Source organism: Aquabacterium sp., assembly GCF_049317225.1.
Taxonomy (GTDB): domain Bacteria; phylum Pseudomonadota; class Gammaproteobacteria; order Burkholderiales; family Burkholderiaceae_C; genus Aquabacterium.
In genome coordinates this window covers 430,868-456,359 of the sequence record NZ_JBMOIR010000001.1, presented here as the reverse complement: position 1 = coordinate 456,359, position 25,492 = coordinate 430,868, and the positions used below count along the sequence as shown (strand labels likewise).

21 protein-coding genes are annotated in these 25,492 nt (G+C 64.7%); 10 read left to right on the top strand and 11 right to left on the bottom strand.

Annotation, left to right across the window (positions count from 1 at the left end; genetic code table 11):
• Positions 1-3: 3 nt before the first annotated feature.
• The 4 genes from ACOYNB_RS01900 to ACOYNB_RS01885 form a co-directional block, all read right to left on the bottom strand.
• Entirely contained in the window at positions 4-1,242 is a 1,239-nt protein-coding gene (locus ACOYNB_RS01900; RefSeq protein ID WP_422837422.1) for an ABC transporter permease, read from the bottom strand.
• 15 nt (positions 1,243-1,257) lie between these two features.
• Positions 1,258-2,565, bottom strand: coding sequence for an efflux RND transporter periplasmic adaptor subunit (locus ACOYNB_RS01895; protein ID WP_422837421.1), 1,308 nt, complete (start codon positions 2,563-2,565; stop codon positions 1,258-1,260).
• A gap of 119 nt (positions 2,566-2,684) precedes the next feature.
• Positions 2,685-3,557, bottom strand: coding sequence for a plasmid replication/partition related protein (locus ACOYNB_RS01890; RefSeq protein ID WP_422837420.1), 873 nt, complete (start codon positions 3,555-3,557; stop codon positions 2,685-2,687).
• Positions 3,558-3,614: 57 nt separating this feature from the next.
• A complete protein-coding gene (locus ACOYNB_RS01885) occupies positions 3,615-3,983 on the bottom strand; it encodes a hypothetical protein (protein WP_422837419.1) in 369 nt (122 codons plus the stop codon).
• Between the two features lie 102 nt (positions 3,984-4,085).
• On the opposite strand from ACOYNB_RS01885, the gene ACOYNB_RS01880 reads away from it, so the two are divergent.
• From ACOYNB_RS01880 to ACOYNB_RS01870, 3 genes are read left to right on the top strand one after another with little or no spacing between them, the layout of a single operon-like run.
• On the top strand, positions 4,086-5,291 hold the full coding sequence (locus tag ACOYNB_RS01880; protein WP_422837418.1) for an acyl-CoA dehydrogenase: 1,206 nt from the start codon (positions 4,086-4,088) through the stop codon (positions 5,289-5,291).
• Positions 5,292-5,310: 19 nt separating this feature from the next.
• Complete coding sequence (locus ACOYNB_RS01875) at positions 5,311-6,243, top strand: histone deacetylase (protein WP_422837417.1); 933 nt, start codon at positions 5,311-5,313, stop codon at positions 6,241-6,243.
• Positions 6,244-6,274: 31 nt separating this feature from the next.
• Positions 6,275-7,789 carry an AAA family ATPase gene (locus tag ACOYNB_RS01870; RefSeq protein ID WP_422837416.1) on the top strand — a complete coding sequence of 505 codons (1,515 nt, stop codon included), beginning with the start codon at positions 6,275-6,277 and terminating at the stop codon, positions 7,787-7,789.
• On the opposite strand, the gene ACOYNB_RS01865 is transcribed toward ACOYNB_RS01870, so the two are convergent.
• Positions 7,770-8,657, bottom strand: a complete 888-nt coding sequence (locus ACOYNB_RS01865) for an acyl-CoA thioesterase (protein WP_422837415.1) — start codon at positions 8,655-8,657, stop codon at positions 7,770-7,772. The two genes, ACOYNB_RS01870 and ACOYNB_RS01865, sit on opposite strands and share 20 nt — an antisense overlap.
• 165 nt (positions 8,658-8,822) lie before the next feature.
• On the opposite strand from ACOYNB_RS01865, the gene ACOYNB_RS01860 reads away from it, so the two are divergent.
• Complete coding sequence (locus ACOYNB_RS01860; protein WP_422837414.1) at positions 8,823-9,641, top strand: class I SAM-dependent methyltransferase; 819 nt, start codon at positions 8,823-8,825, stop codon at positions 9,639-9,641.
• Here ACOYNB_RS01860 and ACOYNB_RS01855 read toward each other — a convergent pair.
• Positions 9,635-10,096, bottom strand: coding sequence for a hypothetical protein (locus ACOYNB_RS01855; protein WP_422837413.1), 462 nt, complete (start codon positions 10,094-10,096; stop codon positions 9,635-9,637). The genes ACOYNB_RS01860 and ACOYNB_RS01855 overlap by 7 nt on opposite strands.
• A 186-nt stretch (positions 10,097-10,282) precedes the next feature.
• Between ACOYNB_RS01855 and ACOYNB_RS01850 the strand changes: the two genes are divergently transcribed.
• On the top strand, positions 10,283-11,209 hold the full coding sequence (locus ACOYNB_RS01850; protein WP_422837448.1) for a histone deacetylase family protein: 927 nt from the start codon (positions 10,283-10,285) through the stop codon (positions 11,207-11,209).
• Between the two features lie 4 nt (positions 11,210-11,213).
• The gene (locus ACOYNB_RS01845) at positions 11,214-13,907 is read left to right on the top strand and encodes a GNAT family N-acetyltransferase (RefSeq protein WP_422837412.1); all 2,694 of its coding nucleotides are present in this window, start codon (positions 11,214-11,216) and stop codon (positions 13,905-13,907) included.
• Positions 13,908-13,937: 30 nt separating this feature from the next.
• On the opposite strand, the gene ACOYNB_RS01840 is transcribed toward ACOYNB_RS01845, so the two are convergent.
• From ACOYNB_RS01840 to ACOYNB_RS01820, 5 genes are all read right to left on the bottom strand, one after another.
• Positions 13,938-14,126: a hypothetical protein gene (locus ACOYNB_RS01840; protein WP_422837411.1), complete on the bottom strand. Its 189-nt coding sequence runs from the start codon at positions 14,124-14,126 to the stop codon at positions 13,938-13,940.
• Between the two features lie 64 nt (positions 14,127-14,190).
• Positions 14,191-15,120: an alpha/beta hydrolase fold domain-containing protein gene (locus tag ACOYNB_RS01835; protein ID WP_422837410.1), complete on the bottom strand. Its 930-nt coding sequence runs from the start codon at positions 15,118-15,120 to the stop codon at positions 14,191-14,193.
• A gap of 22 nt (positions 15,121-15,142) precedes the next feature.
• Entirely contained in the window at positions 15,143-15,511 is a 369-nt protein-coding gene (locus ACOYNB_RS01830; protein ID WP_422837409.1) for a hypothetical protein, read from the bottom strand.
• Between the two features lie 36 nt (positions 15,512-15,547).
• Positions 15,548-16,720, bottom strand: coding sequence for a methyltransferase (locus ACOYNB_RS01825; protein ID WP_422837408.1), 1,173 nt, complete (start codon positions 16,718-16,720; stop codon positions 15,548-15,550).
• Between the two features lie 36 nt (positions 16,721-16,756).
• Positions 16,757-17,695: a 1-phosphofructokinase family hexose kinase gene (locus ACOYNB_RS01820; RefSeq protein ID WP_422837407.1), complete on the bottom strand. Its 939-nt coding sequence runs from the start codon at positions 17,693-17,695 to the stop codon at positions 16,757-16,759.
• Between the two features lie 188 nt (positions 17,696-17,883).
• Here ACOYNB_RS01820 and ACOYNB_RS01815 point away from each other — a divergent pair, with 188 nt between their 5' ends.
• From ACOYNB_RS01815 to ACOYNB_RS01800, 4 genes are all read left to right on the top strand, one after another.
• Positions 17,884-20,403 (top strand): chemotaxis protein CheW, encoded by a 2,520-nt coding sequence (locus ACOYNB_RS01815; protein WP_422837406.1) that lies wholly within the window; start codon positions 17,884-17,886, stop codon positions 20,401-20,403.
• A gap of 81 nt (positions 20,404-20,484) precedes the next feature.
• The gene (locus ACOYNB_RS01810; protein WP_422837447.1) at positions 20,485-21,888 is read left to right on the top strand and encodes a hypothetical protein; all 1,404 of its coding nucleotides are present in this window, start codon (positions 20,485-20,487) and stop codon (positions 21,886-21,888) included.
• Positions 21,885-22,664 carry a hypothetical protein gene (locus tag ACOYNB_RS01805; RefSeq protein ID WP_422837404.1) on the top strand — a complete coding sequence of 260 codons (780 nt, stop codon included), beginning with the start codon at positions 21,885-21,887 and terminating at the stop codon, positions 22,662-22,664. The genes ACOYNB_RS01810 and ACOYNB_RS01805 overlap by 4 nt, the downstream gene beginning before the upstream one ends.
• A gap of 5 nt (positions 22,665-22,669) precedes the next feature.
• Positions 22,670-25,486 carry an ATP-binding protein gene (locus tag ACOYNB_RS01800; protein WP_422837403.1) on the top strand — a complete coding sequence of 939 codons (2,817 nt, stop codon included), beginning with the start codon at positions 22,670-22,672 and terminating at the stop codon, positions 25,484-25,486.
• The last annotated feature ends 6 nt before the right edge of the window (positions 25,487-25,492 follow it).

Genomic DNA, 25,492 nt, shown 5'->3' with positions numbered 1-25,492 from the left:
CTTTCACAAGCGAATGGCTTGGGCAGGGTCCATTTGCGCGGCGCGACGTGCAGGCGCGACGGCAGCCAGCACGCCAGCCAACAAGGTCACGCCCACGATCTGCATGGCCATGCCGGGTGCCAGAGAGATGGAGAACAAGGGCAGGCCATCTGAGCCCTTCACAAACGTGGTGAAGGCCTTGATCAGCGCCACCGCCAACACCACCCCCAACACGGACCCAAGTGCAGCCACCACCGTGCCTTGCAGGAGGAACACCCGCTGAATCTGCGCGCGGGAGCTCCCCATGGCACGCAGGATCCCGATCTCGCGCTGCTTCTGCACCACGGACACCACCAACACACTGGCAATGCCCAGCACCACCACCAGCATCACCACCGATCGGATCAACATGGTGCTGACACTTTGGGCGTTCAGGGCCGACACCAGTTGCGCATTGGCTTCCTGCCAGCTTTCGACTTTGGTAGGCAACTCGCGCGCCAGGGTCTGGGCCAAAGCTTTGGCTTGCCAGACATCGTCGACCCGCAGATCAATTTGCGTGACCCCGCCGGGCAAATTGAGCATGGTCTGCGCCGAACGCAAGGGCACGATCACCACCCGCCGGTTGAGGTCCTTGATGCCCAGATCGACCAAGCCGGTCAAGCGCAGAGATTCGCTGCGGTCGTTCGTCGACACGGTGATGCGATCCCCCACCCGGACGCCCAGATCGTCGGCCAGGGTTTGACCAATGATGGCGTCACCTGGAGACAAGACCAACTGTCCCGTCACCAGCTTTTGCCGCAAGCTGACGATGCGGTCGTACTGAGCCAAATCGACCCCGGACAACGCCACGGCACGGGTGGCTTCGCCCCTGCGCGCCAGTGCCGCCCCCCCAACCATGGGCGACACCGCCGACACCCCTTCACGCTGAGAGAGCAGGGTCACCATACCCTGCCAGTTGGTCAAGGTTTGCAGGCGCTGAGCCCGGGCCTGCGTGTCCGTCCAGCGGATTTCACCCGCAGCCGCTGGGGGCAGTGCTGGCGTGACCTTTTCGTCCTGTGGCGACAGGGTGATGTGCGCTTGAGCGCCCAAAGTCTTGTCCAGTGTGTTGCGTTGCAGGCCACTGATCAGCGCCGAAATGTAGGTGACGACGGCCACGCCCGCAGCCACCCCGACGATCATGAGCAGGCTTTGAAAGCGGCCTTCCTTCAAGAAACGAAGCGCCACTTGCCACTCGAAGCCAAGAGAGAAGGACTTGAACCGCATGAGGGGCGCCAATGCTTATCGTGCAAAGGTGGACGAGATGCCGGCGGCCCCGTCCTTGGACAGCCCGACCGGCGCTGTGCTCATGGCTTGCGCCGACATTCGGTGCGCGCGCACGCGCGTTCCTTCGGTGACCGTCGGATCCAACAAGATCACCTCGGCATCCTTCAATCCCTGCGTGACTTCAACATGGGACAAGCTGCGCAACCCCAGTGTCACGCTGCGTGCGTGCGCCCGCCCGCCTTCCAGCACCATGACCACGCCCCGCTCGCCTTGCGCACTCGGCACGACGTCTCTCACGGCCCGTAAAGGCACGGCCATCACATCGGCTTTCTGGCCGGTCACCACTTCGACCGACAAGGTCATGTCTTCCCGCAAGAAATTGGGACGAGGCCCGTCGACCACGAAGGTCACCTCCACCGAGCCACTCTGGGCATTGACGGTGGGAGACAAGCGATCCACCCGCGCCTGAAAGGCCTGCTGTGGATAGGCATCGGCCACCACCCGAGCACGCTGACCAGCAATCAACTGCCCCAGATAGCGCTCATCCACAGGGGCTACCAGTTCTGTGGGGCCCGTGACCGACAAGGACAGCAAACCTTTTCCAGGTTGAACGATTTGGCCAGGTTCGACCATGCGCGTGAGCACTTGCCCGGCGCCGGGCGCTCGGATGACGGCCTGATCCAGCCGCGCCCGGGCCACGTCCACGGCGGCCTTGGCCGCCTCCAGTTGCGCCGCAGCCGCCTGCTGCTCGCTGCCGGTCACGCCATTGGCTGTCACCTGCGAACGAGCCACATCACGCTGTGCGCGGGCCACGTCCACATTCCGGCGCGCTTCATCCAGTCGGGCCTGACTGTAGAACTGCGAGGCCACCAGGTCTTGCACCCGAGCCAAGTCACGTTCCGCCACTTGTAAATTAGCTTCGGCCTGCGCCAGTGCGGCTTTGGCACTCGGCCACGACAAGGCTTGCTGCCCTTGCAACCGCGCTTGCGCTTGCTGCAGGTTACCTTGGGCTTGCGCCCAGTTCGCTCGCCATTCGTCGGATTCGAGTTGCAGCAGCGGAGCACCGCCCTGAACCCAGTCTCCTTCTTTGACCAGCACGTGTTGCACTCGTCCGGTCACGGTGGCGCCCACCTCGACACGCGCAGGGGTCTTGACGCGCGCCGTGAACTGCAGCGTCCGCATCAGGGCTTGTCGCGCCACCGGCACGGCATCCGACTCAACGGGGCGCCACTTCGCCCAAGCCACCACAGAGAGACACAGCACCGCCGCCGCAGCCCAGGCAACGCGGCGCTGGCGCCACCAAGGCGTCGTCAATGCACTCATGGGGCCCGCTCCGGCCAGAAATCAAAGCTCGCGGTCATGTGTTCAGCACGCAAATATGTGGGGTGCGATGAACTTACCACGAAGCCTGCAGCACGGCGCTTGCAGGGCTTTGATCTGTCTCACCAGGGCGCTGTCTCGCCACGCGTCTGTGCCAGTTGGGCCCGCAGGGCGGCCACGGTCTGCAGCAGTCGGGCAATTGTTTCTTCAGGCGACTCGCCGGGGCGCGGGCCGTCCCCACCTTCGGAGGCCGAGTGCGCCGCAGCCGGTGCGTCGTCGGGCGACACATTCGCTTCGGGCGCTTTGGGCCGCGCGCGGGCCTCTCGCACCTGGCGAGCGGCTTGCTGCAATTCTTTTTTGCCACCGGCGACCGCAGCCACTTGCTCGTCCACCGGCAAGGTGGCCACGGCAGCGGCGGCGTTGATGGAAATGGTGCCCGCCTTCACGGCCTCGACCAGCTCCGGGGCAGCCTGCTTCTGAATTTTTTCGATGTGACTGACCGTGGTGCTGCTCAGACGTGCGGCGCGAGCCAGTGCCTCGCGGGTTTCCAGCGTTTCGAGCTCTTGCCGTGCCTCAGGGCTGATCTCGGGTGCCGACCCAGAAGGGGTCTCGCCCGCTGCCGCAGCGGCTTCGGCCTGCGCCGCCGCCAAGGCTGCCTGCAAGGCCTCGCGCCGCGACGCCAGGATCTCTTTCTTGCGCAAGGCCAGCACGCCGCGCTGGAAGTCCGACACGCTGCGCCGCCCCAGATGCTGCTCGATCATCCACAGGTGCACGTCTTCCATGCAGGTGAAACGCGGGTTCTGCACCGTCTGAAACGGGATGCCATGCTTTTGGCAGATGCCATAGCGATTGTGCCCGTCGACCAGAACGTCACCCCACAAGACCAGGGCGTCACGGCAGCCTTCGGCCAGGATGCTGCGCTCCAGCGCCTCGTGCTCTTCCGGGGTGAGCGGGTCGATGTAGGCGCGCAGTTCTTCAAGGACGGTGATGGTCATGGGCAAACAATTCAGGGATCACAACGAACGGGGCCGGCATCCTGCCACAAACCCAACTCAGCCGAGGTCGAATCGCGTCCGCAGCGCGTCACAAAAATCGGGGCTGCCGCTGATCGACAAGGTGTAGGTGTGACGCGGCATGCCCGGTGCGTGCTGTTGCACCACCACCCGGCTGTTGCGCTCGTCGAAATGCAGCACCTCTTCCAGCGTGAACTCTTGCTGCCCCTGCAGGTCATGGTCCCAGACGAAGCCATCTTCCAAGGGGCCATGGGCTTCACCAAAATGCTCGAACGCCCAGGCCAGCACCTGGGTCATCTCACCCAAAACGGCCTGCACATGCTCGGGGCCCACGCTGGCCATGGCCTCGAAGGTCCCGATGCCATCGGTGTCTTCGGCGTAGTCAAATTCAAGGTATTGCAGGGTCATGGTGAGGGTCTCACGAGGCTGACAAGGCGGGCACGGTAGCACGACTTTCAGGCAAGATCGGACCCGTCACCGCCCCTCGCTTTGCCACAAGGACCGTTTTTCATGAGCGCCTCTGCCACGCCCTTCCAATGGGCCGACCCCTTGCTGCTGGACCAGCAACTCCGAGAAGATGAGCGACTGATCCGCGATGCGGCACGAGACTACGCCCAAGGCCGTCTGGCTCCGCAGGTGGTGGACGCCTTCCGGCACGAACGCACCGACCCCGCCATCTTTCGGGAAATGGGCGCACTAGGTTTGCTGGGCGCGACCATTCCGGAGGCCTACGGCGGCGCGGGCCTTAACGCGGTGAGCTATGGCCTCATTGCCCGCGAAATCGAGCGTGTGGACTCGGGCTACCGCTCGATGATGAGCGTGCAGTCCTCGCTGGTCATGGTCCCCATCCATGAGTTTGCGACCGAAGGTGCCCGCCGCCGCTACCTGCCAAAACTGGCGTCGGGCGAGTGGATTGGCTGCTTTGGCTTGACCGAGCCCGACCACGGTTCCGACCCCGCCAACATGCGGACCCGCGCCACCAAGGTGGATGGCGGCTACACCTTGCGAGGCAGCAAGATGTGGATCACCAATGCGCCGATCGCGGATGTGTTCGTGGTGTGGGCGCAGTGTGAAGAAGAGGGCCCCAAAGGGCGACGAGATCAGATTCGGGGCTTTGTGCTCGAAAAGGGCTGGCTGGGCCTGAGCGCCCCGGCCATCCAGGGCAAGGTGGGCCTGCGGGCTTCGGTGACCGGTGAGATCGTGATGGACGATGTGTTCGTGCCCGAGGACAACGCCTTCCCCACGGTGCGTGGACTCAAGGGGCCGTTCACCTGCCTGAACAGCGCCCGCTACGGCATCGCCTGGGGTGCCTTGGGCGCGGCCGAAGATTGCTGGTTCCGTGCCCGCCAGTACGTGCTGGACCGTCAGCAGTTCGGGCGCCCCCTGGCCGCCAATCAACTGGTGCAGAAAAAGCTGGCCGACATGCAAACCGAGATCACGCTGGGACTGCAAGGCGCGTTGCGACTGGGGCGCATGAAGGAGGAAGGCACGGACTCGGTCGAGATCACATCCATCATGAAACGCAACAACTGCGGCAAGGCCCTGGACATTGCCCGCATGGCCCGCGACATGATGGGTGGCAACGGCATCAGCGACACATTCGGCGTGGCCCGGCACCTGGTGAACCTGGAAGTGGTCAACACCTACGAGGGCACCCACGACATCCACGCGCTGATCCTGGGGCGGGCCCAGACCGGCATCCAGGCCTTCTTCTGAACGGCCATCGCCAGCCGCCATGCAAGCCTTTTACGCCGATCATTTCGTGTTGCCCCTGCCAGTGGGGCACCGCTTCCCCATGGCCAAGTACGCCCTGCTGCGCGACGCCTTGGTCCAGCATCTGCCCGCTGTGCAGTTGGCCGAAGCCACCGCCGCCTGCGATGCCGACCTGGCCCGCGTGCACACTGCGCGCTACATCGAGGCCGTCACACAGGGCAGCCTGACCGCAGCCGAGCAACGTGAGATCGGCTTTCCATGGAGCCCGGCCATGGCCGAACGCGCCCGGCGTTCCGTCGGGGCCACCTTGCAGGCCGCCGAGGCCGTGCTCAACGGTGCCGGGGTGGCGGCCAACCTGGCCGGCGGCACGCACCACGCGTATGCCGACAAAGGCAGCGGTTTTTGCGTCTTCAACGATGCTGCCGTGGCGGCACGGGCCATGCAGGCACGGCGCCCAGGCCTGAAAGTGGCCATCGTGGACCTGGACGTGCACCAGGGCAATGGCACGGCCAACATCTTCCAGGGCGATGACACAGTGTTCACGCTCTCCCTGCATGGCGACAAGAACTTCCCGTTTCGCAAAGAAGCCAGCGACCTCGATGTGCCACTGACCGATGGTTGCACCGACAGTGACTACCTGCCCGCCCTGCACCACGCGCTGGAACAACTCGATCAGCGGTTTCAGCCAGATGTGGTGATCTACCTGGCGGGGGCCGACCCACACGAGGGCGATCGCCTCGGGCGACTCAAGCTCAGCGACGACGGCATGGCCGAGCGGGATCGCGCCGTACTGGATTGGGCCTGGCTGCGGCGCCTGCCTGTGGTGCTGACCATGGCCGGCGGCTACGGCCACGACATCCACAGCACCGTCCGCGTGCAACTGCACACCTACCGGATCGCCCTGTCTTACTGGCAGCGCTGGCACCCTGAGGATGACTTGCTCGCCAACGCGTGACAAGTCCTGCGGCAAGGGGTAAGTTCTCGGCATGCCCATCGCAGCCCCCCCACCCGACGATGCCAGCCCGCTCATGGCGCGCAGCCGGGCCATGGTGACGGCGCTGCAGCAGCAATGGGGCGCCCAGTTGATCGAAACCCACATCTCGTGGGTGCTCATTCATGGGCAGCACGCCTGGAAAATCAAAAAGCCGGTCTGCCTGCCGTTCGTGGATGCCCGACTGCTCAGCACCCGCCGCCATCTCTGCGAAGAAGAATGGCGACTGAACCGACGCCTGGCACCTGCCTTGTACCTGGGCGTGCAAGCCATCACCGGCACCGAGGCGCAGCCCTACGTCGGCGGCACCGGCGCTACCTTGGACTACGCCGTGCACATGCAGGCCTTTGCCGCCGACGCATTGGCCAGCACCGCCTTGAAGCAAGGACGCCTGCAAGCCCGCCACCTGGAAGATTTCGCCCAAACCCTGGCGCGCTTTCACCGTGCCGCACGCGGCCCCTTGCCGGCGCCGCATCTGGGCGCCCCCGACAATCTGGTCAGAACGGTGGATGCCGTGGTGGCCCAACTGGCTGCGTTTTACCCCGCCGAACCATTGGCGCCCATCACCACCTGGCTGGCCGAGCAAGCACAGCGCTTGCACCCGCTGTGGCTGCAACGCCAGCGCGACGGTCACGTGGTGGAAGCTCATGGCGACCTGCACCTCGACAATCTCATCCTGCAAGAAGACCAACTTCAGGCCTTTGACGGGATTGACTTCAATCTGGAACTGCGCTGGATCGATGCCATGCAGGACATGGCCTTCCTGACCATGGATCTGATGGCTCATGATCGCGCCGACCTGGCCTGCATGTGGCTCAACGCCTACCTCGACGCCAGCGGGGATCATGACGGTCTACCCTTGCTGCGACATGCCATGGTGTACCGGGCATTGGTGCGTGCACTGGTCGCATACCTGCGCGGCCAGGATCACGCGGCCGAAGCACAGCCCTACCTGCGTCTGGCGCACCGTCTGATGGCCGCCGGCGATGCACGGCTGCTCATCATGCACGGCCTGTCAGGCTCAGGCAAAAGCCACCTCAGCGGGCAACTGCTGCGGCACACCTTGTGTGTTCGCCTGCGCTCGGATGTCGAACGCAAGCGCCTGTTTGCGCACACCTCGCCCCAATCGCTGTACAGCACGATGGCCTCCGAGCAAACCTACCAGCACCTGCGCAGCCTGAGTCAGATGGCCCTGCAAGCCGGCTGGCGCGTGATCGTGGATGGCTGCTTTTTGAAGCGGGCGCAACGCGACGCTTTCCGGGCCTTGGCGCAGCAACTGCACGCACCCTTTGCCATCGCGCATTGCGAGGCTCCGGTCGCCGAACTGGAACGGCGCTTGATCGCACGGCAGGCGCAAGGACAAGACCCCTCGGATGCCGACATCCACGTCCTGGCTCAACAGCGGCACGCGCCACACCAATTGGATGCAGATGAGTGCACCGAGGTGTTGGGGGGAGAGCAAGCGCCCGAAGCGATCGTGTCCGCGTGGCTCAAGCGGTCGGCTTCTTGATCCAGGGCCGCATCATCCCCTCTTGCGCGGTCGAGGCGACCAGCCGCCCGTCACGGGTGTAGAAGTGTCCACGGCATAAACCGCGCGCACCACCCGCATTGGGTGAATCGATGTCGTACAGCAGCCAGTCATCCAGGCGGAAATCGCGATGGAACCACATGGCGTGGTCGATGCTGGCCAAGCGGATGTCACCTCGCAGCAGGCTCAAGCCATGGGGCGCAATGGCTGCCAACAGCAAGCCGTGGTCTGAGGCGTACGCCAGCAAAGCGCGATGGATCAGAGGGTCATCAGGCAACGCATCCATGGCTTTGACCCAGATTTGGGTGGCGCCCTGCCTCGGTTTGGGATTCAAGATGTCCACGTCCTGAACACGACGGAACTCCAGCCCGCGAGGGGCCAGCGCTTTCTCGCGCAAAAAAGCCGGCAGCATCGGCAAGATGGCCTGGCGTTGGGCGTATTCACTGGCCAAACCCTCGGGTCCGGCCACCTGGACCATGGGGAACTGATGCTCCGGGCCAGTGTCAGCCGTCTGGAAGGAGGCGGTCAATTCAAAGATGATCTTGTCACGCTGACGCGCCGTCACCCGACGCATGCTGAAACTGCCCCCATCGCGCACACGGTCCACCTCGTACTGAATGGGCATGTGTTCGCCCGGCAGCAGGAAATACGCGTGCAAGGAATGGATGGCACGACCTTCCGGGGCCGTGCGACTGGCCGCCATCAAGGCTTGGCCCAACACCTGCCCGCCAAACACGGCAGGCGTTCCGATGTCGTCGCTTTGCGCCTGGAACCGATCGGGCCCGATCTCCTCCAACTGCATCAAAGCCAGAAGTAGATCAACTTGTTCTGAGGCATTCGGCGGCATCATGGATTGCAACAAACGGAAAAAACTTGACGCGGCAAGTATTACCCGGGATGGTGGCGCTCGTTACATGGATGACAATGGACGCGACGCATATGCACCACAGACATAAACGGACATGAGGGCGATTCTGCGTCGCGCCCTACCGCCCGAACGAGGCAGGAGGAGACCATGGACATCACACTGGATGCGGTATCCAGCACCTTGCTGATTCCGCTGGCCGCGCGTGCCCAGGGCGGCGCGAGTTTCCCGTGGATGGCCTGTCAGGACCGGCAGGCAGCCGCCACCCTGTCCGAGCTGAACGTGGATGTCAGCACCTACCTGTCTGACCGCGCCACCGTGCTCAACATCTTGTGGCGCACACAGGTGCTAAAACAGGCGGGCCAAGACTTCTTTGCGCATCACCCCGAGAGCCTGGGCGTCTGTCTGGGGTGCGGCTTGTCCGATCATTTCCAGTGGTTCGATCAAGGTCGCAACCATTGGATGGATGTGGACCTGCCGGCCGTGATGGTCCTGCGCCAACCCTTGATTCCCATGCACTCGCGCCGGCAGACCCAAGGCAGCAGTTGCCTGAAGGAGCCAGGATGGTGGCAGCGACTGGGCCTGCCCAGCGGCCCGCAGGCCAAGCCCGTCTTTCTGCTGTGTGAAGGGGTGTTGATGTACCTGACGCCCGATCAGGTCGCCAACGTGCTGCGGGAATTCGGCGAGCACGCCCCGGCGGGCTCCCGCTTCGTCCTCGACACCATGTCGCATGTCGCGATTGGCATGGCCAAGTACCACCCCAGTGTCAGTCGCACGGGTGCCGAATTTCGGTGGGGCCTGCGCAGCATGGATGAGTTGACGGCGCCGCATCCACGGCTGCGCCTGCTGTCCTCACGCAGCGTGTCAGAGTGCTATGGCCTGACAGGGCAAGCCACAGAGGCGCTCTGGCGCCCATGGATCTCTACGCCCATGTACGGCATGGTGGAGCTGGGTGTCAGCACTCAGTGACTCCAGACCCAGATACGGGCACCACTCATGTCCAGACGGTTGATGGACAACTCGCCCACATTGCCGCCGTTGTAATGCCCGCCTACTTGCTGCAGCACCTGGTTCACGGAGAAGGTGTAGTCAGAAGGGGGGGCCACCACCATCAACTGGGTCACACCACGCCCGTCATACAGCGAGGTGTCCAGCGTGGCCCCCGCAGCTTGTAACCAGACGGACTGAAAGCTCTCTGCCGACAGATCCAAGGCAAACACCCGGCCGTCAAAAAAACGCATGAGGGACTGCGTCACCACATCGGTCGACAGTGAGGGCTCCGGCATCACGAAAATGCTTTCGCGCGCCTGCACGTCGCGCAACTGATCGTCACTCAATGGCTGAGATGACACTTTGAATATGACCACGGCCAGCAGGGCCAGCAAGCTGACCACGCCCGTGTGCAACCACCAACGCATCCGCATGGCGTCCTCCTCTCGTTCTTCTCTCCGTTTAACTATACGAAGTTGCCGCTGTGCGCACAATGACTGACGCGGCCAGTCATGTATCACGCACCATTGCGCAACAGGGGGGACTCTGGATAGGCTCGCAAGCGGCAAAGGCGTAGACTGTTCGGAGCACTTTTGACCTATTCCCACCAGGAGTTGGACTTGCTCTCCGCGTACATCACCCACGCAGACTGTGCCCGCCACGAGATGGGCCCTCAGCACCCCGAATGCCCAGAACGTCTGGCCGCCATCAATGACATGCTGCTGACCAAAGGGCTGTTGGATTACATGGTGCCCTATGACGCACCACTGGCCACGGAAGAACAGCTTTCGCGCGCCCATTCAGCCCTGTACGTTCAGGAACTGATTGCTTCTGCACCCAAAGAGGGCTATCACCAACTGGACCCGGACACCGCCATGAACCCGTTCACCTTGCCTGCGGCACTGCGGGCGGCAGGTGCGGCCGTCATGGCCACCGACCTGGTGATCAAAGGCGAGGCTGCCAGCGCCTTCTGCTGCGTGCGCCCGCCCGGGCACCACGCCGAGCGTGCCGCCACCATGGGTTTTTGCTTCTTCAATAACGTCGCCGTGGGCATCCGGCATGCCCTGGACGTTCACGGCCTGCAGCGCGTGGCCCTGATCGATTTCGATGTCCACCATGGCAACGGCAGCGAAGACATCTTCCGCGGTGACGAACGCGTGCTGATGTGCTCCATCTTCGAGAAGGGCCTTTACCCCTTCAATGGCGAAGATGCGACCGGGCCCAACATGGTCAATGTGGGCCTGCCCACGCGATCGGGCAGTGAAGCGTTCCGTGAGGCGGTGACCACACAGTGGCTGCCAGCGCTGGATCAATTCCGGCCGGAGTTGATCTACATCTCGGCAGGCTTTGATGCCCACCGCGAAGATGACATGGGCAACTTGGGGTTGGTCGAAGCCGACTATGCCTGGGTCACCCAGCAACTCATGGAGGTGGCCTGGCGCCACTGCAAGGGACGTGTGGTCTCCTGCCTGGAAGGCGGGTACGTGATGAGCCCGCTGGCTCGCAGCACCGCAGCCCACGTTCGCGCCCTGATTGGAGCAGATTGAAGCCATGGACAAGCATTACCTCACCCCACTGTTCGATCCGAGGTCGGTCGCCATCTTTGCCGGCTCTCCGGATCACCCTGAAAGCCTGACGCCCCAAGCCGTGCTGCTGCACCCCGCTTTGCGTGCCCAGCGCTACACCGGCACCTACCGTTTCATCGACATCCGTGAAACCAGCGGCACCTTGGCTGACTTGGCACAAGTCCGCGCTGACCTGGCCGTGATCGCCCTGCCGCTGGCCGACGTGGGTCCCGCCATTGAGCTGGCCGGACGCGTCGGCTGCAAGGCCGCAATGGTGCTGTCCAACGGCGTGACCGCCGAGCAGGCCGAAGAGATGAAAAAGGTGGCGCGCGAAGCCGGCATTTACCTGCTCGGCCCCAACTGCGCCGGCATCCAGCGCCCCCCCTCGCTGCTCAACGCCAGCATCTCCGGCCCGCTGGCCGGCAAGGGCTCACTGGCCCTGGTGTCGCAATCCGGGGCCCTCACGGCCTCCATGCTGGACTGGGCTGCCAACAATGCGGTGGGCTTCTCCTCGGTGGTATCCATCGGGCCGCACACCGACATGGACATCGCCGACGTGCTGGACTTCCTGGCCGCCGACCGCCAGACGCACAGCATCATCATCTACGTGGAAGGCATTCAGAACGCCCGCCGCTTCATGAGTTCGCTGCGCTCGGCCGCCACCGCCAAGCCGGTGGTGATCCTCAAAGCCGGGCGCAAGCCAGAGGGCAATCAGGCAGCGCAGACGCACAGCAGTGCCATCGTCGGCAGCGACGATGTGTTCGATGCCGCCCTGCGCCGCGCCGGTGCCGTGCGTGTGAAGTCCTTCGTGCAACTGTTCTCGGCCGCCAAGTGCCTGGCTTCGCGCTACCGCCCTGTGGGCAAGCGCCTGGCCGTCATCACCAACGGCGGCGGGCCGGGCGTACTGGCCGCCGACTGGGTCAACGAAATTTCGCTGCAGCTGGGTCGGCTGTCGCCCGAATTGGCCGAGGGGCTGAAGCCTCAACTGCCCGAGTTGGCATCGCTGACCGATTTGATTGACCTCTCGATTGACGCCACGCCCGAGCACTTCAGGCTGGCCGTGGCCGCTGCCGCCAAGGACAAACACATTGACGGTGTGCTGGCGATTTTCTCGCCACGTGCCGGCGTGGACTCGGCCGAGGTGGCCAAGGCACTGGCCGAGGCCAACCGCAGTTTGGGCAAGCCTTTGCTGACGTGCTGGATGGGCGATGCCTCGGTGAGTGGCGGACGAGCCGTGCTCAAAGAAGCATCCATCCCCACCTTCCGCACACCCGAAGCCGCCGTGGGCGCGTTTGGCAACATTGCCAACTTCGCGCAAAACCAGTTGCTGCTGCAGCAGACGCCCCCTCCCCTGTCTGCACTGGCTCAACCAGACATTGAAGGCGCGCGCCTAGTCATCGAAAGCGTGCTGACGGAGCGCCGCAAGGTGCTCACGGAGATGGAGTCGAAGACACTGCTGTCGGCCTTCCACATCCCGGTGACCGAAACCATTCTGGCCCGCAGTGCCAGCGAGGCCATGATGATCGCCATGCAACTGGGCTTCCCGGTGGCACTCAAGATCGACTCGCCCGACATCAGCCACAAGTCCGACGTGCAGGGCGTGGTGCTCAACCTCATGAACGGCACGGCCGTGCGTGACAACTTCAACGACATGATCGAGCGCGTCAAACGCCTGCAGCCCGATGCCCGCATCAACGGCGTCACGGTGCAGAAGATGGCGCGCACGCGGCGTGGCCGCGAGATCTACATCGGCATGGTCACCGACGAGCCGTTCGGCCCGGTGATCGTGTTTGGCGCCGGCGGCACCATGATCGAGCTGATCAATGACCGGGCGATGGAGTTGCCGCCGCTCAACCAGTTCCTGGCGCGACGACTGATCGACCGTTCTCGCGTCGCCGAGACCTTGGGGGAATGGCGCGGCGCCCATGCCGTCAACATGGAGGCCTTGGAACAGCTGCTGCTGCGCGTCTCCGAAATGGTGTGCGAGCTGCCGCAACTGCGCGAGATGGACATCAACCCCATCATCGTGGACGAGCATGGGGCTGTGTCGGTGGATGCCCGCATCGTGATCGACAACGCGCCACAGGCCGTCAGCGGTCGCCACAGCAATTACAACCACCTGGCCATCTTGCCCTACCCGGCGCGCTATGAGCAGTTGCTGCCCATGCGCGGGGGTGGCGAGTACACGATTCGCCCGATTCACCCAGACGATGCGCAGATGCTGCAGGCGCTGGTGCAGGGCTTGTCGTCCGAAAGCCGCTATTTCCGCTTTGCGTCGGCCATGAACGAGTTGCCCGCCCCCATGCTGGCCCGCTTCACGCTAATCGACTACGACCGAGAGATGGCCCTGGTGGCCGTGGTGAAAGAGCGCCACGCCAACGACGAAGGCGAGATCACGGAAACCGAGCGCATCATCGGTGTGTCGCGCTACATCACCAACCCGGACCAGACCAGTTGCGAGTTCTCGCTGCTGGTGGCCGACGATCTGGCCGGCAAGGGCATTGGTTCACGCCTGATGGAAGCCATCATGGACGTGGCCCGTGAAAAGGGCCTGCATGAAATCATCGGGCTGGTGCTGACCAACAACTCGAGCATGCTCAAATTGATGCGCAGCCTGGGCTTCTCGGTGAAGGCCTACCCGGATGACCCAGACTTCCGTCTGGTCACCCACATTCTGTAAGCCCTCGCTGATGCGGTCTGCGATGCGGCTTCAGTGCCGCGTCGCGCCGTCGGGTTCGAAATCCATCAGCAGGCTGGCGTTTTCCAGCACGCGCCACAAATGCGCCGGCATCTGCAGGATGCGCTCGGGCGTACGGGCCTGACGCACCCACGCACCGATGTCACGGTGCTGGTCCGCGGTCAGAAGTTGCAGGTCAAGCATCTCGTCGAGCAACAGCATACGGCCTCCTGTGGCTGGGAGAACGACTTCACTATCGCACAGCTGGGGGCTGCGTGGTGTGACATCAAGCCGACGGGCTGGATGATGCGTTGGTGTCATCGTTCAATCTTTGCACCAGCAAGCTTCGGGCCTGATGCGCCTCGGGAATCGGCAGCACCGGCCAGACGTGCACCATGCCGGGCGCCACCGACAGGTGCAAAGGCACCTGCGCGTCGCGCAAACGATCGGCCAGCGCCAAGGCATCGTGCGAGAGGATGTCTCGTGCACCCACGAGCAAGGTCACAGGCGGCAGGCCCCGCAAGTCGGCCTGCAAGGGGCTGACATAGGGGTGGGCCGTGCCCCATTCGCCGGCATACAGCCGTCCGGCTTCCCGGGCGCCCGCCAGCGCCAGCATGGGGTCGATCCGGGCCGTCTGTTCGGCCTGTGGGTGCGGCACCCGCACATCCACCCAGGGGCAAATCAGCGCCAGCGAGGAGGGCAAGGGCAGGTCGTCGTCGCGCAGGGCCAAGGTCAGCGCCAAGGCCAGACCACCGCCCGCCGAATCCCCCATGAACGCCAAGGGCTGCGTGGGCCGGTGCGCCTGCCACGCGGCGCAGAGCGACATCGCCCATGCGATCACATGAGGGGCCGGGTGTTCGGGGGCCAGCGGGTAGAAAGGCACCACAAAGGTCCGCCCGGTTTGGGTCACCAGGTCGGCAATGAGGTCCCAGTGGTAGCGGTTGATGGGGCGCACATAGGCCCCGCCATGCCAGTACAGCACGGGCGCGGCCGATGAGGGCGCAGCCTCGCGCGGGGACACGGTGTACACGTCATGCCCCTGGTGCGAACCCAGTTGAATCGACAACCGGGTCTGCAGGGTCGCAGAGGGACGGTGCGGGCCTTCGGCGCGCACGTCTGCAATGCCGCGCATCAAGCCTTCAACGGAGGCATAGATGCGCTTGCGCCGAATCAGCTTGAGCAGGGCAACCAGAAGATGACTGCGCAGGCTGGGCAATTCGGCGCCTCCGATCGTCAGATCAGTTGGGCTTGGCGGCGAACAAGGAGGCCGCGCGCGTCTTGATTTCTTCGAGCTCGTTGGCGCTTACCGAGTACTGGCCGGTGGTGCGGTTCACGTCGATGCGGAACTCGACGTCCTTGCCACGGTTGCTCAGGATGCCGCTGGTGAACTCATAGTCCGAGCGGCGGGCAGGCAGGTCTTCGGTGGCCACGTTGTAGTCTTCGTAATCGACCTTCGAGATGTCGCCACTGGCCATGTCCAGCAGGCCCGTGGACTGGATCTCGTCCTCGCTGAGTTCGTCGATGATGGTGATGGGCACTTTCAGGTCCACGGCAAACGCTTTCTGCTCACAGTTGAGCGGGTAAGAGGGACTCGCAACCGAGTCCAAATCAGGATCAAGGGGGCGGATTCTGGCACGAGCCGCTCAGCTTGCGGCGGCGGTTTGGGGCACCAGTCGCCACAAAGAGGTGACTTCTGCGGCACGTGCCGCATGCAAGGGATCTTTTGGATCGTACGCCTTCCCGTGACGAGGCCGGATGTCCAGTCGGCCCGCCACTTGCAGCCCGGCCTGGTCGATCCACTGCAGCAGGTCCGCACGACTGCGCAAGCCCAGGTGCTCCGCCAGATCCGACAGGATCAGCCACCCCTCGCCGCCCACGCTGAGGTGCGATGCCAGCCCGGCCAGGAAGCCCTTGAGCATCTGGCTGTCGGGGTCGTACACCGCCTGCTCGACCGATGAGTTGGGCCGCGCAGGCACCCATGGCGGATTGCAAACGATCAAGGGCGCCTGCCCCGGCGGGAACAAGTCGGTTTGCTGCAAGGTCACCTGCGCAGTCAGCCCCAATCGCGACAGGTTGTCGTGCGCGCAGGCCAGGGCCCGCGGCGCCATGTCGGTCGCCACCACATGCTGCACCCCGCGTTGGGCCAGGATGGCCGCGAGCACGCCGGTGCCCGTGCCGATGTCGTAGGCGCGGCTGTCTTGCGCCACGGCCGCTGGCAGCGGGGCCTGCTTCACCAGATCGAGGTACTCGCCGCGTACGGGCGAAAACACACCGTAATGCGGATGGATCGCGGCGCCCAGTGCAGGCACCGGCACACCCTTTTTGCGCCACTCGTGCGCCCCGATGAGGCCCTGCAACTCACGCAGGGCGATGACGTAGTCTTCCTGGGCATCGCCATAGGCTTCCTGGCAGGCCTGGGCGACATCCGGTGCACGACGCAAGGGAATCTGGTGACCCGCAGACACCGGGATCAACAGCATGCCCAATGTGCGCGCACGCTCGGCCTGCCGCTTGCGATGCAGGTGAAATGCCTGCGCCGGCCCTGTGGCAGCCTCACGCGATGGCGTGCGGCGCCCCGTGGCTGCGCGCTTGTCCATGCGCCGTGCCAAGGCCTGCAGCAACTGCCGCCCGTTGTGAAAGTCGCCCTGCCACAGCAAGGCCGTGCCTTCGCAGGCCAGGCGGTAGGCCGTGTCGGCCGGGGTCTGGTCGTCGACGCGCATGACGCGCCGGGGTGCGGGCACCCCCGACTCACTGCGCCAACGGGCCGAACAATCCTGGCCGTCGACGGACCAGTGGAGGGTGGGGAATGCGCTCATCAGACGCGCATGTTAGCGCCCTCCGCCTGTGGGCGATCAGATCATCCGGATCTGAACCTGCTCGTGCAGGCGTGCGACATCCCCCGGATCACACAGGGCGGTGCCACTCGACAGCAAGGCCGCTGCGCTGGTGGCCATGGCATAGCGGAAGGCCTCGGCCACAGGGTGCCCCTGCGACAGGGCCCACACCAGCCCGCCCACAAAGCTGTCCCCCGCACCAATGGTGCTGGCCACCTTCACGGTCAAGGCAGGTGCGCGCAGGGCGTAGTCCGCGGTGATCAGCATGGCGCCCTCTTCACCCAAGGACACGGCCACGATCTGGGCTTGCCCGGCGTCGATCACGGCCCGGGCCGCCGCCACTTGCGCCGACTCGTCCGGCAAGGGGGCCCCCGTCAACTCAGAGAGCTCCCGCAGACTGGGTTTGACCAGGTACACCCCTTGGGCCAGCGTTTGCGCCAGCGCTGCGCCGTTGGAATCCAGCACCAGACACCCGCCCACGCGCCGCACATGGTGGGCCACCTGGGCATAAAAATCCGCCGGCACGCCCGGTGGCAGCCCGCCGCTGAGCACCACCCAGCCCCCGGCAGTCACGCGGGCAGTGACGGCATCCAGGCACTGCTGCCATTCGGCTTCGCTCAAGGTCGGGCCGGGCAACACGAAACGGAAATCCTGCCCGGATGCAGTCTCATGCGCCGAAAAGCTCTCGCGGGTGTCGCCAGCAATGGGAACCACCTCGGCCGACACACCCTCTTCGGCCAGCAAACGGCTCAGGGTCTGACCGATGGCACCACCCGCTGGATAGATGGCCCGGACATCCGCACCAAGACGGTGCAAGACACGTGCGACATTGATCCCGCCACCGCCCGGATGCCATTGCGCCTCCCCACAGCGCAGTTTGTGCACAGGCCGCACACGGTCAATCGACGTGGAGATGTCCAGCGCCGGGTTCATGGTCAGGGTCAGGATCTGGCTCATACCAACTCAAAACGTGAGGATGAGCACATCCTAAGACGAATGGCGGCCCGGTCTTCACGCACAACGATTGCACGCATTCTGCAATCTTCGGTACTAGACCACACTCCATCCCATTTTTCGTGAATGAATGCCATCAAGCGGGCGCGGCTCTTGCTCGATAGGGTTGCATGAACCACCGGGCTCCCGCCATGAACATCGACAACTTTCTCCCATACATGCGCGACGTGGTGCGCTGCGAAAGCTCCCTCAGAGAGCTCAATTTGATGTGGCGCGTCATCGAAGCCATGGCTGAAATGAATTGCGGCGACGATGCCAGCGGTCTGCTGCCCATGATTGCCGCCACCCGCCAGGGTTTTGAGAGCTTGGAAAAAGACCTCGTGGTGAGTCTGGTGCGCCAGCGCGTCGACAACGTCATGGCCGAAGTCGGCACCCAGGCGCGCGACGTGATCGACATCGTGGTGCGCAACCTGTACGAACGCACGGCCGATGTGGGCTTCCTCGCCACCGACCACGAATTGTGTGAATACGCCGCAGGCCTGCGCACCGACCGCGCGGCCGCCGTGGACCGTCTGCGAGCCTACCGCGACAAGTACACCGTCTACGACGAGATCATCCTGCTGGACCCCAAAGGGGCCGTGCTGGCGCACATCGACCCGCAATCGCCCATCGAGGGCAGTCATGACCCGCTGATCCGAGCCACAATGGACAGCGAAGGCTATGTCGAGACCTTCCGCCCCAGCGACCTGCGCCCCGGCGGACAACCGGCCCTGATCTACTCTCACCGCATGCTGCACCCGCACACCGGCACGGTGGTGGGCGTGCTGTGCCTGGTCTTCGGCTTCAACACCGAAATGGAAGGCATCTTCGCCGCCCGACACCGTGAAGAAGGCCGCTGCAACATCCTGCTGCTGGATGAACATAACCGTGTGCTGGCCAGTGCGGACGAGGGCTGGGTGCCCCGTGGCACCAAAGTGCCGGTGAACCGATCGGGTCAAGCGGACCTGTGCATCCACGCGGGCCGCAAGTACCTGACCCAGACCTTTGCTGCCAAGGGCTACCAAGGCTACCCGGGGCCCACAGGCTGGCAGGGGCAAGTGATGGTGCCGCTGGAGGTGGCCTTCGACCGGGAAGGCCCTGGCATCTTGGCGCAACTCGACGAAGTCATTGCCGAAGGCCTGTTGTCGCACGCCGCCACGTTCTGCCCCCCTCTGTTCGAGATCATTCAGACCGCCGAAACCGTGCGTCGGGTGGTGTGGAACGGCGAAGTCATGGCAGCCGGCGATCAACGCGACCTGCGCGCCTTGAAGTCGGTGCTCGGCCAGATCAGCGACAACGGTGCACGCAGCAATGCGGTGTTTGCCCAGTCCATTCGCGACTTGTACGACGCCGCCCTGGCATCCAACCTGGAGTCGGCCGATTTCACCGCTCGACTGATGGTCGACCTGCTCGATCGCAACCTGTACGAGCGCGCCAACGACTGCCGCTGGTGGGCCATGACCCCCACGCTGCAACAAGCCCTGTCCGCGCCCGCGCTGAGCTCAGCCGACGCCCAGCATATCCAGCAGATTCTGGCCTACATCAACGGGCTCTACACCGTGTACACCCAGTTGGTGGTCTACGACCGCCACGGACAGATCGTGGCTGCCTCCAAGCCCGCCGATGTGGAAGGCGTATCCGTCGTGGGCCAACGCATCGACGATGCGGCGCTGGCCAGCACCTTGGCGCTGAGAGACCAGCAGGACTACCACGTGAGCGCCTTCGAGCCCTGCGCCCTGTATGGCGATCGCCCCACCTACGTGTACCACGCGGCCATCCGTGACCCACACGACCAGCAAGTGGTTGGCGGCATCGGCATCGTGTTCGATGCAGAGATCGAATTCAAGGCCATGCTGAAAGACGGCCTGCCGCAGCAAGCGGCCTCTCAAGCGGTCTACCTGGATCGCAATGGCGCCGTGCTGTCCAGCACCGATGCAACGCTGCCGATTGGCTCACGCTTCGCCCTGCCTCCCGACTTGCTCAAGCTGGAAAAGGGCCACAGCCTGGCCCGTGTTGTGATCCGCGACGATCAGTACGTCGTCATGGCCGCCTGCGTCTCCAACGGTTACCGCGAATACAAGGTCACCGACGGGTATCACAACGACGTCCTGGCCGTCTGCTACTGGCCGCTCGGCGAGGTTCGAACCGCCCAACTGACGCCCGCGCGCCGCCGCGAAGCCGCCCAGCTGGAGCGCAAGATGCTGTCGCACTGTGATCAGTACGCCACCTTCTTTGTGGACGACAGTCTGTTTGCCTTGCCCGCAGCCTCCGTGGTCGAGGCCCTGCCCGCCACCGAGCTCAAGCGCCTGACGCTGGAGGGCTCGCAACACCGCATCGGCATGCTGGCCCGTCAGCGCGAAGGCCGCATCGTCAAATACCTGTGGGTGTTTGACCTGTTCACGCTGATGGGGCTGCCTCGCTGCGAAGACCGCGGCGCCCAGGTCATCGTGCTGCGGCAAGGCGACATGGAGGTGGGGCTGCTGGTCGGCGACCTGCACGCCGTGCCCGCCTTTGAGAACAACCAACTCTCGTCCGCACCCGCCATGGGGGCGGCACAAGGTCTGGTCAGCCACCTCATTCGCGCCAATGCCGGCAAATTGCTCATCCAGTTGCTCGACCCCGTAGCCCTGGCTGCCCGATTGAAGCTCGAAACGCAAATCATGGACCGCTGAAATCGGCGCTCCGGACATCCCCCTGTGCAAACCGTCCGTCAGGGGGCGTCCGGAGCCGGTGGCATCCGGCAAAATGGCGGGATGACCGAAGCGTTCCCCTCCGACACGCCGCGCCTGGACGCCAGCCACGCCGCGCCTGTCGAGTCGCCCGACAGCCCCAGCTTCGACAGCTACTTCCGCGACCCCGAATTTGCCCCCCTGCAAGCGCTGGCCTGGGCATTGACCCGTCGCGCCGAGCTGCTCGAAGCCTTGCGGGGTCTTTTCCATGGCCCGGCGGCCATGGTGCAGTTGCGCCTGTGGTGTTTCATGGAACTGGCCTGCCAGCCGCAAGCCCGCCTGTCGCGTGAAGACATCCACCAGTTGTTTCATGCCGTCTGGCCGGATGCGCTCGAAACCGTGCTCAAGCGCCTGCGCGACCTCAACCTGCTGAGCTGGGACGCCTCGGCCCTCGACTACCAACTCACGCCCCTGGCCCAGCAGGTGCACAGCCTGCTGACGCCGCTGACCACCCCGCCCCCGGCCGACGACGCTGAAGACGACCTGGCCCCGCTGCTGGCACAAGTGGCCGGCGCCCAGCAACTGGGGTTGGTCAACGCCAACCAGTTGCGGCACCTGCATGCATCCCTGGCGCGACTGCACGACGAATTCGCCGAAGCCATTGCCAGCGGCTCCGAAGCCCGCCTGCGTGCCGCACAACCGCGCTTTGACCGGGCGCTGCAACTGGTCGACCGCGCCGGTCAGGCCCTGACTGCGCTGATCCGCGCCGAGCACGAAGACCCCCGACTGGAGCGCGAAGCCCGCGCCATCGGCCAAGAACAGGCCCGCCTGCTGGCCATGGCCAGCCAGTTCACCCGCGCCCTGCAGCAAGCCGACCGCCAGCGTGTCACGCTGGGCTCCACCGGTCTGACCACGTCCGATGTGCGATCCTGGCTACAAACCCACCCCGCGCTGTACGAACTGCTGGGCAACGCCCTGTCGGTGCCCGTGCGCCCAGTCTTCGTCAGTCAGCACGACCTGATCGACGTCACCGAAGGCGAATTCGAGCGCGACCGGCCCGACCCCGAGCGCAGCGTCGGCCTGCCACCGCCCAGTGAAGCGGCCGCCGGCCAACTCGACACCCTGAGCCTGCCCGGCGAACTCTCGGCGCTGATCGACCTGCTGGGCAACTGGACCCAGCACCTGGCAGAACTGCCGCCCCAAACCGACCCCACCGACGAAGCGGCCCCGCCCCCGGGCAGCCGCCCCTTGCACGAAGCCATCCTGGGGGGACGTTTTGCCCAAGCCGCGTACCGCCTGCAACTCATGCCCTTGCTGGGCGATGCGCAGGCCCAAACGCTCAAAGGCACCACGGGCGATCTCGCCCGTGCACCTTGGCAATGGCAACTCACCCCCCGCCACGTACCGACCACCGACGAGGCCGTGGCCCTGATCAGCGAAGGCTTGATCAGTCCCCGCCCCGTTGAAGACACCGCTTCCGACGCATGAGCTCACACATGGATGACGCGGCCCTGCTGGCCGCCGAACTCTTGGCACGCCGCTGGCTGCCCCGCCAGCACCCCAAGGTCAAACGCGCACTGATCGACGCCGACCTCTGGGCCGCCACACAGGACCGTCTGGCTCAGGTGGGTCTGCGCCTGATCGACAACCTCTACGCCGACCACGTCAGCGTCGCCCTGCTGCGTCCGGCTGAAACCGCCGTGTTCGGTGAATCGGGCCTCAACAGCCACAACAACATCGACCTGCCGCGCGATGCGGTCTCCCTGTTGGTCGTGCTGTGGTCGCTCATCGTGCTGCCCAAGCGCGAACGCCAGCAAGCCCGCGCGGCCAGTGCCCACGGCAGCGAGCAAAACGACATGTTCGGCAAAGACAAGCCGCTGCCCACGGCCGCCAGCGTCAGCCCACTGGTGTCGTACCGCGCCTTGTTGGCCGACTTCGGCGTGCAACTGGGCAAAAAGACCCGCATGGACGCCAACCTCAAGCGGCTCGAAAACCATGGTTTCATCGTCCGCAAGGGCGAGGACATTGCAGAAGGCCCGCTGCTCGACCTGCTGCTGGACTACGACGCGCTGTCCCAACGCATCCTGCAAGGCGCCCTGGGTGACGTGCTGGCCCAGGCCAAGCAACTCGCCGACAACCTGCCCCTGGCCCTGACCCAGCCCCCGCTGGAAGAACTGCCCGACGACGACGAACTGGCCGAAGACGCCGCGCTGCTGGCCAGCGACACTGAGCCCCCTGCCCCTGACGCCCCCCGCGAGGCCTGATCCCGATGTTTCACCTGCAAAGCCTCGAACTGCTGCACTGGGACTACTGCCAGCGCCTGACCCTGCCCCTGGACGGGTCCATCATCACCGTCGCCGGCCCCAATGGCTCGGGCAAGACCACCCTGCTCGATGCCATGCGCACCCTGCTGGGCCTGGACTGCTCGGGGGGACGCAACTACAAGACCTACGCCCGCCACGCCAACGCCGACAGCGCCTGGCTGCGTGCCACCGTCGACAACCGTCCCCGCAACCGCCAGTCCTCCAACCGGCCCTTTGCCCGCTGCCTGCTGTACAGCGATGTGGTGACCCTGGCCTGCCGCATCGACCGCAACGGGGGTGACTGGACGCGCCGCTACCTCATGGTGGAAGGTGACGTCAGCATCGAACAACTGATCGAGCGGGGCGACCGCGAGTGGCTCGGCATCGACAACTGGCGCAAGCGGCTGGAAGGTGCAGGCCTGTCGCGCGCCATCGCCAAGGTGCTCGCCCTTGAACAAGGTCAGACCGACCGCCTGTGCGAATACAGCCCGAAGGAATTGCTGCGCCTGGTCTTCGACGTGTTCGGCGACCAGGACGTGCTCGATCGCTACGACGAAGCTCGCACCCACCAAAAGCAACTGCTGCAGGAAGTGGAAGGTGCCGAGCGCGAACTCTCCCACGGCAAGGCCCAGCGCGCCGAACTCGAGTCGCGCGTCAATCTCTATCGCCAGTACGAACTCAAATGCCAGGAGCGTGAAACCCTGGCGACCGAAGTCGTGCCGGTGCTGGCCAGCCACGAAACGCGCAAGTCCCTCGCGAACAAGCTGCGCGAACTGCATCGCCAACGCCTGCAGTCCGCCGACGACCGCCGCCAGCACAGCCAGGTCAAGTCAGACCTGCTGCAGCGCCTGCAAGACCAGACCGATACCGCTGCGCGGGTCGAAGAACTGGAAGCTCAGGTCCGCACCGCGCGTCGCCTGCAAGAAGAAGCCCGTGACGCCGAGCGTCCGGTCGAGGCCCTGGTCAAGCGTGCGGACGAACTGCAAGGTCTGGCCGTGGTCGAAGGCGACGGCGAGAAACTCACGCTGCGCATTGCCGAACTGAGCGAACACAAACAGAAGCTGTCCACACAATGGCAGCGCCTGAAAGACCAGCGCGACGACGCTCAGCGCGCCTACGATGCCCTCAAGGGCCAGCGCCAGGCGCCCCCGCCCCCCGAGGTGCAACGCTTCCGCCGTGTGCTGGACGAAGCCGGCATCGCCCATCACCTGATCGCCGACATCATCGAGATCACCGATGAAAAATGGCGCGCGGCCGCCGAAGGCGTGCTGCGAGGCAGCCGATGGGTCGTGGTGCTGGCCCAATCCGGCCAAGAAGCGCAGGCCATGGCCCTGGCCGAGAAGGAACGTTTCCGCCACTACATCGTGGCCGATGCCGACGACGCGCCCGCCAAGCCCGACGCCGACAGCCTGCTGGCGGTGCTGAACTTCTCTGCCCCGGCCCCGCACTGGCTGCTGCGCCAGCTCGGCAACATCCGACGCGTGGCCAACACCGACGCCGGCGTGAAGGCCGGTGGTGAATGGATCACCCCCGAGGCCTACCACCGGGACAACCGTGGTGGTCGTTCGGTCTGGGTGGACCCCAGCCAGCATCAGTTCGGCGCCACCGCCATCGCGACACGACGCCAGTCCATCGAAAACCGTCTGGCGCAGCTCGATGAAGAGATGACCCGACTGGTGCGCGATCAGGCCTTCTTCGATCGCCAGTTGCAAGATGCCCGCCAAGCCGCCAAGGGCTTCACCGCGGCGGCCGAACTGGCCGAACGCGAAGCCGAATTTGGCGAAGCACGCCGTCAGTTGCCCGTGCTCAAGCAAGCCCGCGTGGACGCCGGCGAGCGCTGGCAACAGGCCGAGACCCAACTCAAGCGCGCCCTGGTGGAACAGACCAATGCGCAGCATGCGTACAAGCAGGCGCAAGAGCGACTGGCTCATCTGGAGAGTCGAAGCGCCCAGCACGAACGCGAATGGCAGATCCGATTCGACGACATCATGGCGCAAGCCCTGATGTCACGCGAAGTGAAGTTGCAGCTGCCCCGCCGCTGGCGTGAACCCACCCGCATCACCGAGATGCAAGGCAAGTACGGCAACGTCACGCAGGCCCGCCTGCGCGCCGAAGCCGTCGAACGTGAGCTGACCGAAGGCCAGTGGGAAACCGATCCCACTGTCATCGAGCAGCTCACGCTGATGAATGCCAACGTGCTGCGCCAGGAAGACGAGCTCAACCAGCGCAAAGCCGCCAACGTGGCCGCCGCCATCGCCGTGGACAACGCCCGGGCACGCTACACCGACGTGCTCAAGGTCACCGTGCGTCGCTACCGCAAGAACATCACCGAACTGGGCCATCTGGCGGGCGTCGAAGTCAACGCCGAGTTGCCGCACCTCGATGGCGATGACACGGTGCTGCGACAGGCCGAGTTGAAGGTGCACTTCAACTTCGATGGCAAGGGCAGCATTGGCCTCAACGACGGCGAAGCCTCGGGCGGTCAGCAGGTCATCAAGTCCCTGATCCTCCTCGTGGGCCTGATGAAGGACGACGAAACGCCGGGCGGCTTCGTCTTCATTGACGAACCCTTCGCCCATCTGGACGTGCGCAACATCCAGTTGGTCGGGCACTTCCTGCGCTCCACGCGTGCACAGTACGTGCTGACCACGCCCATCACGCACAACGTCGAAGTGTTCGAGCCGGCCGATGTCACCCTGGTCACAGCCAAGAAGCCCAAGGGCGCACGCTGGGCGCCCCCGATCGGCGTGCTGCAGCGTCGCCCGCCTGCCGACGTCATCTGATGCCCG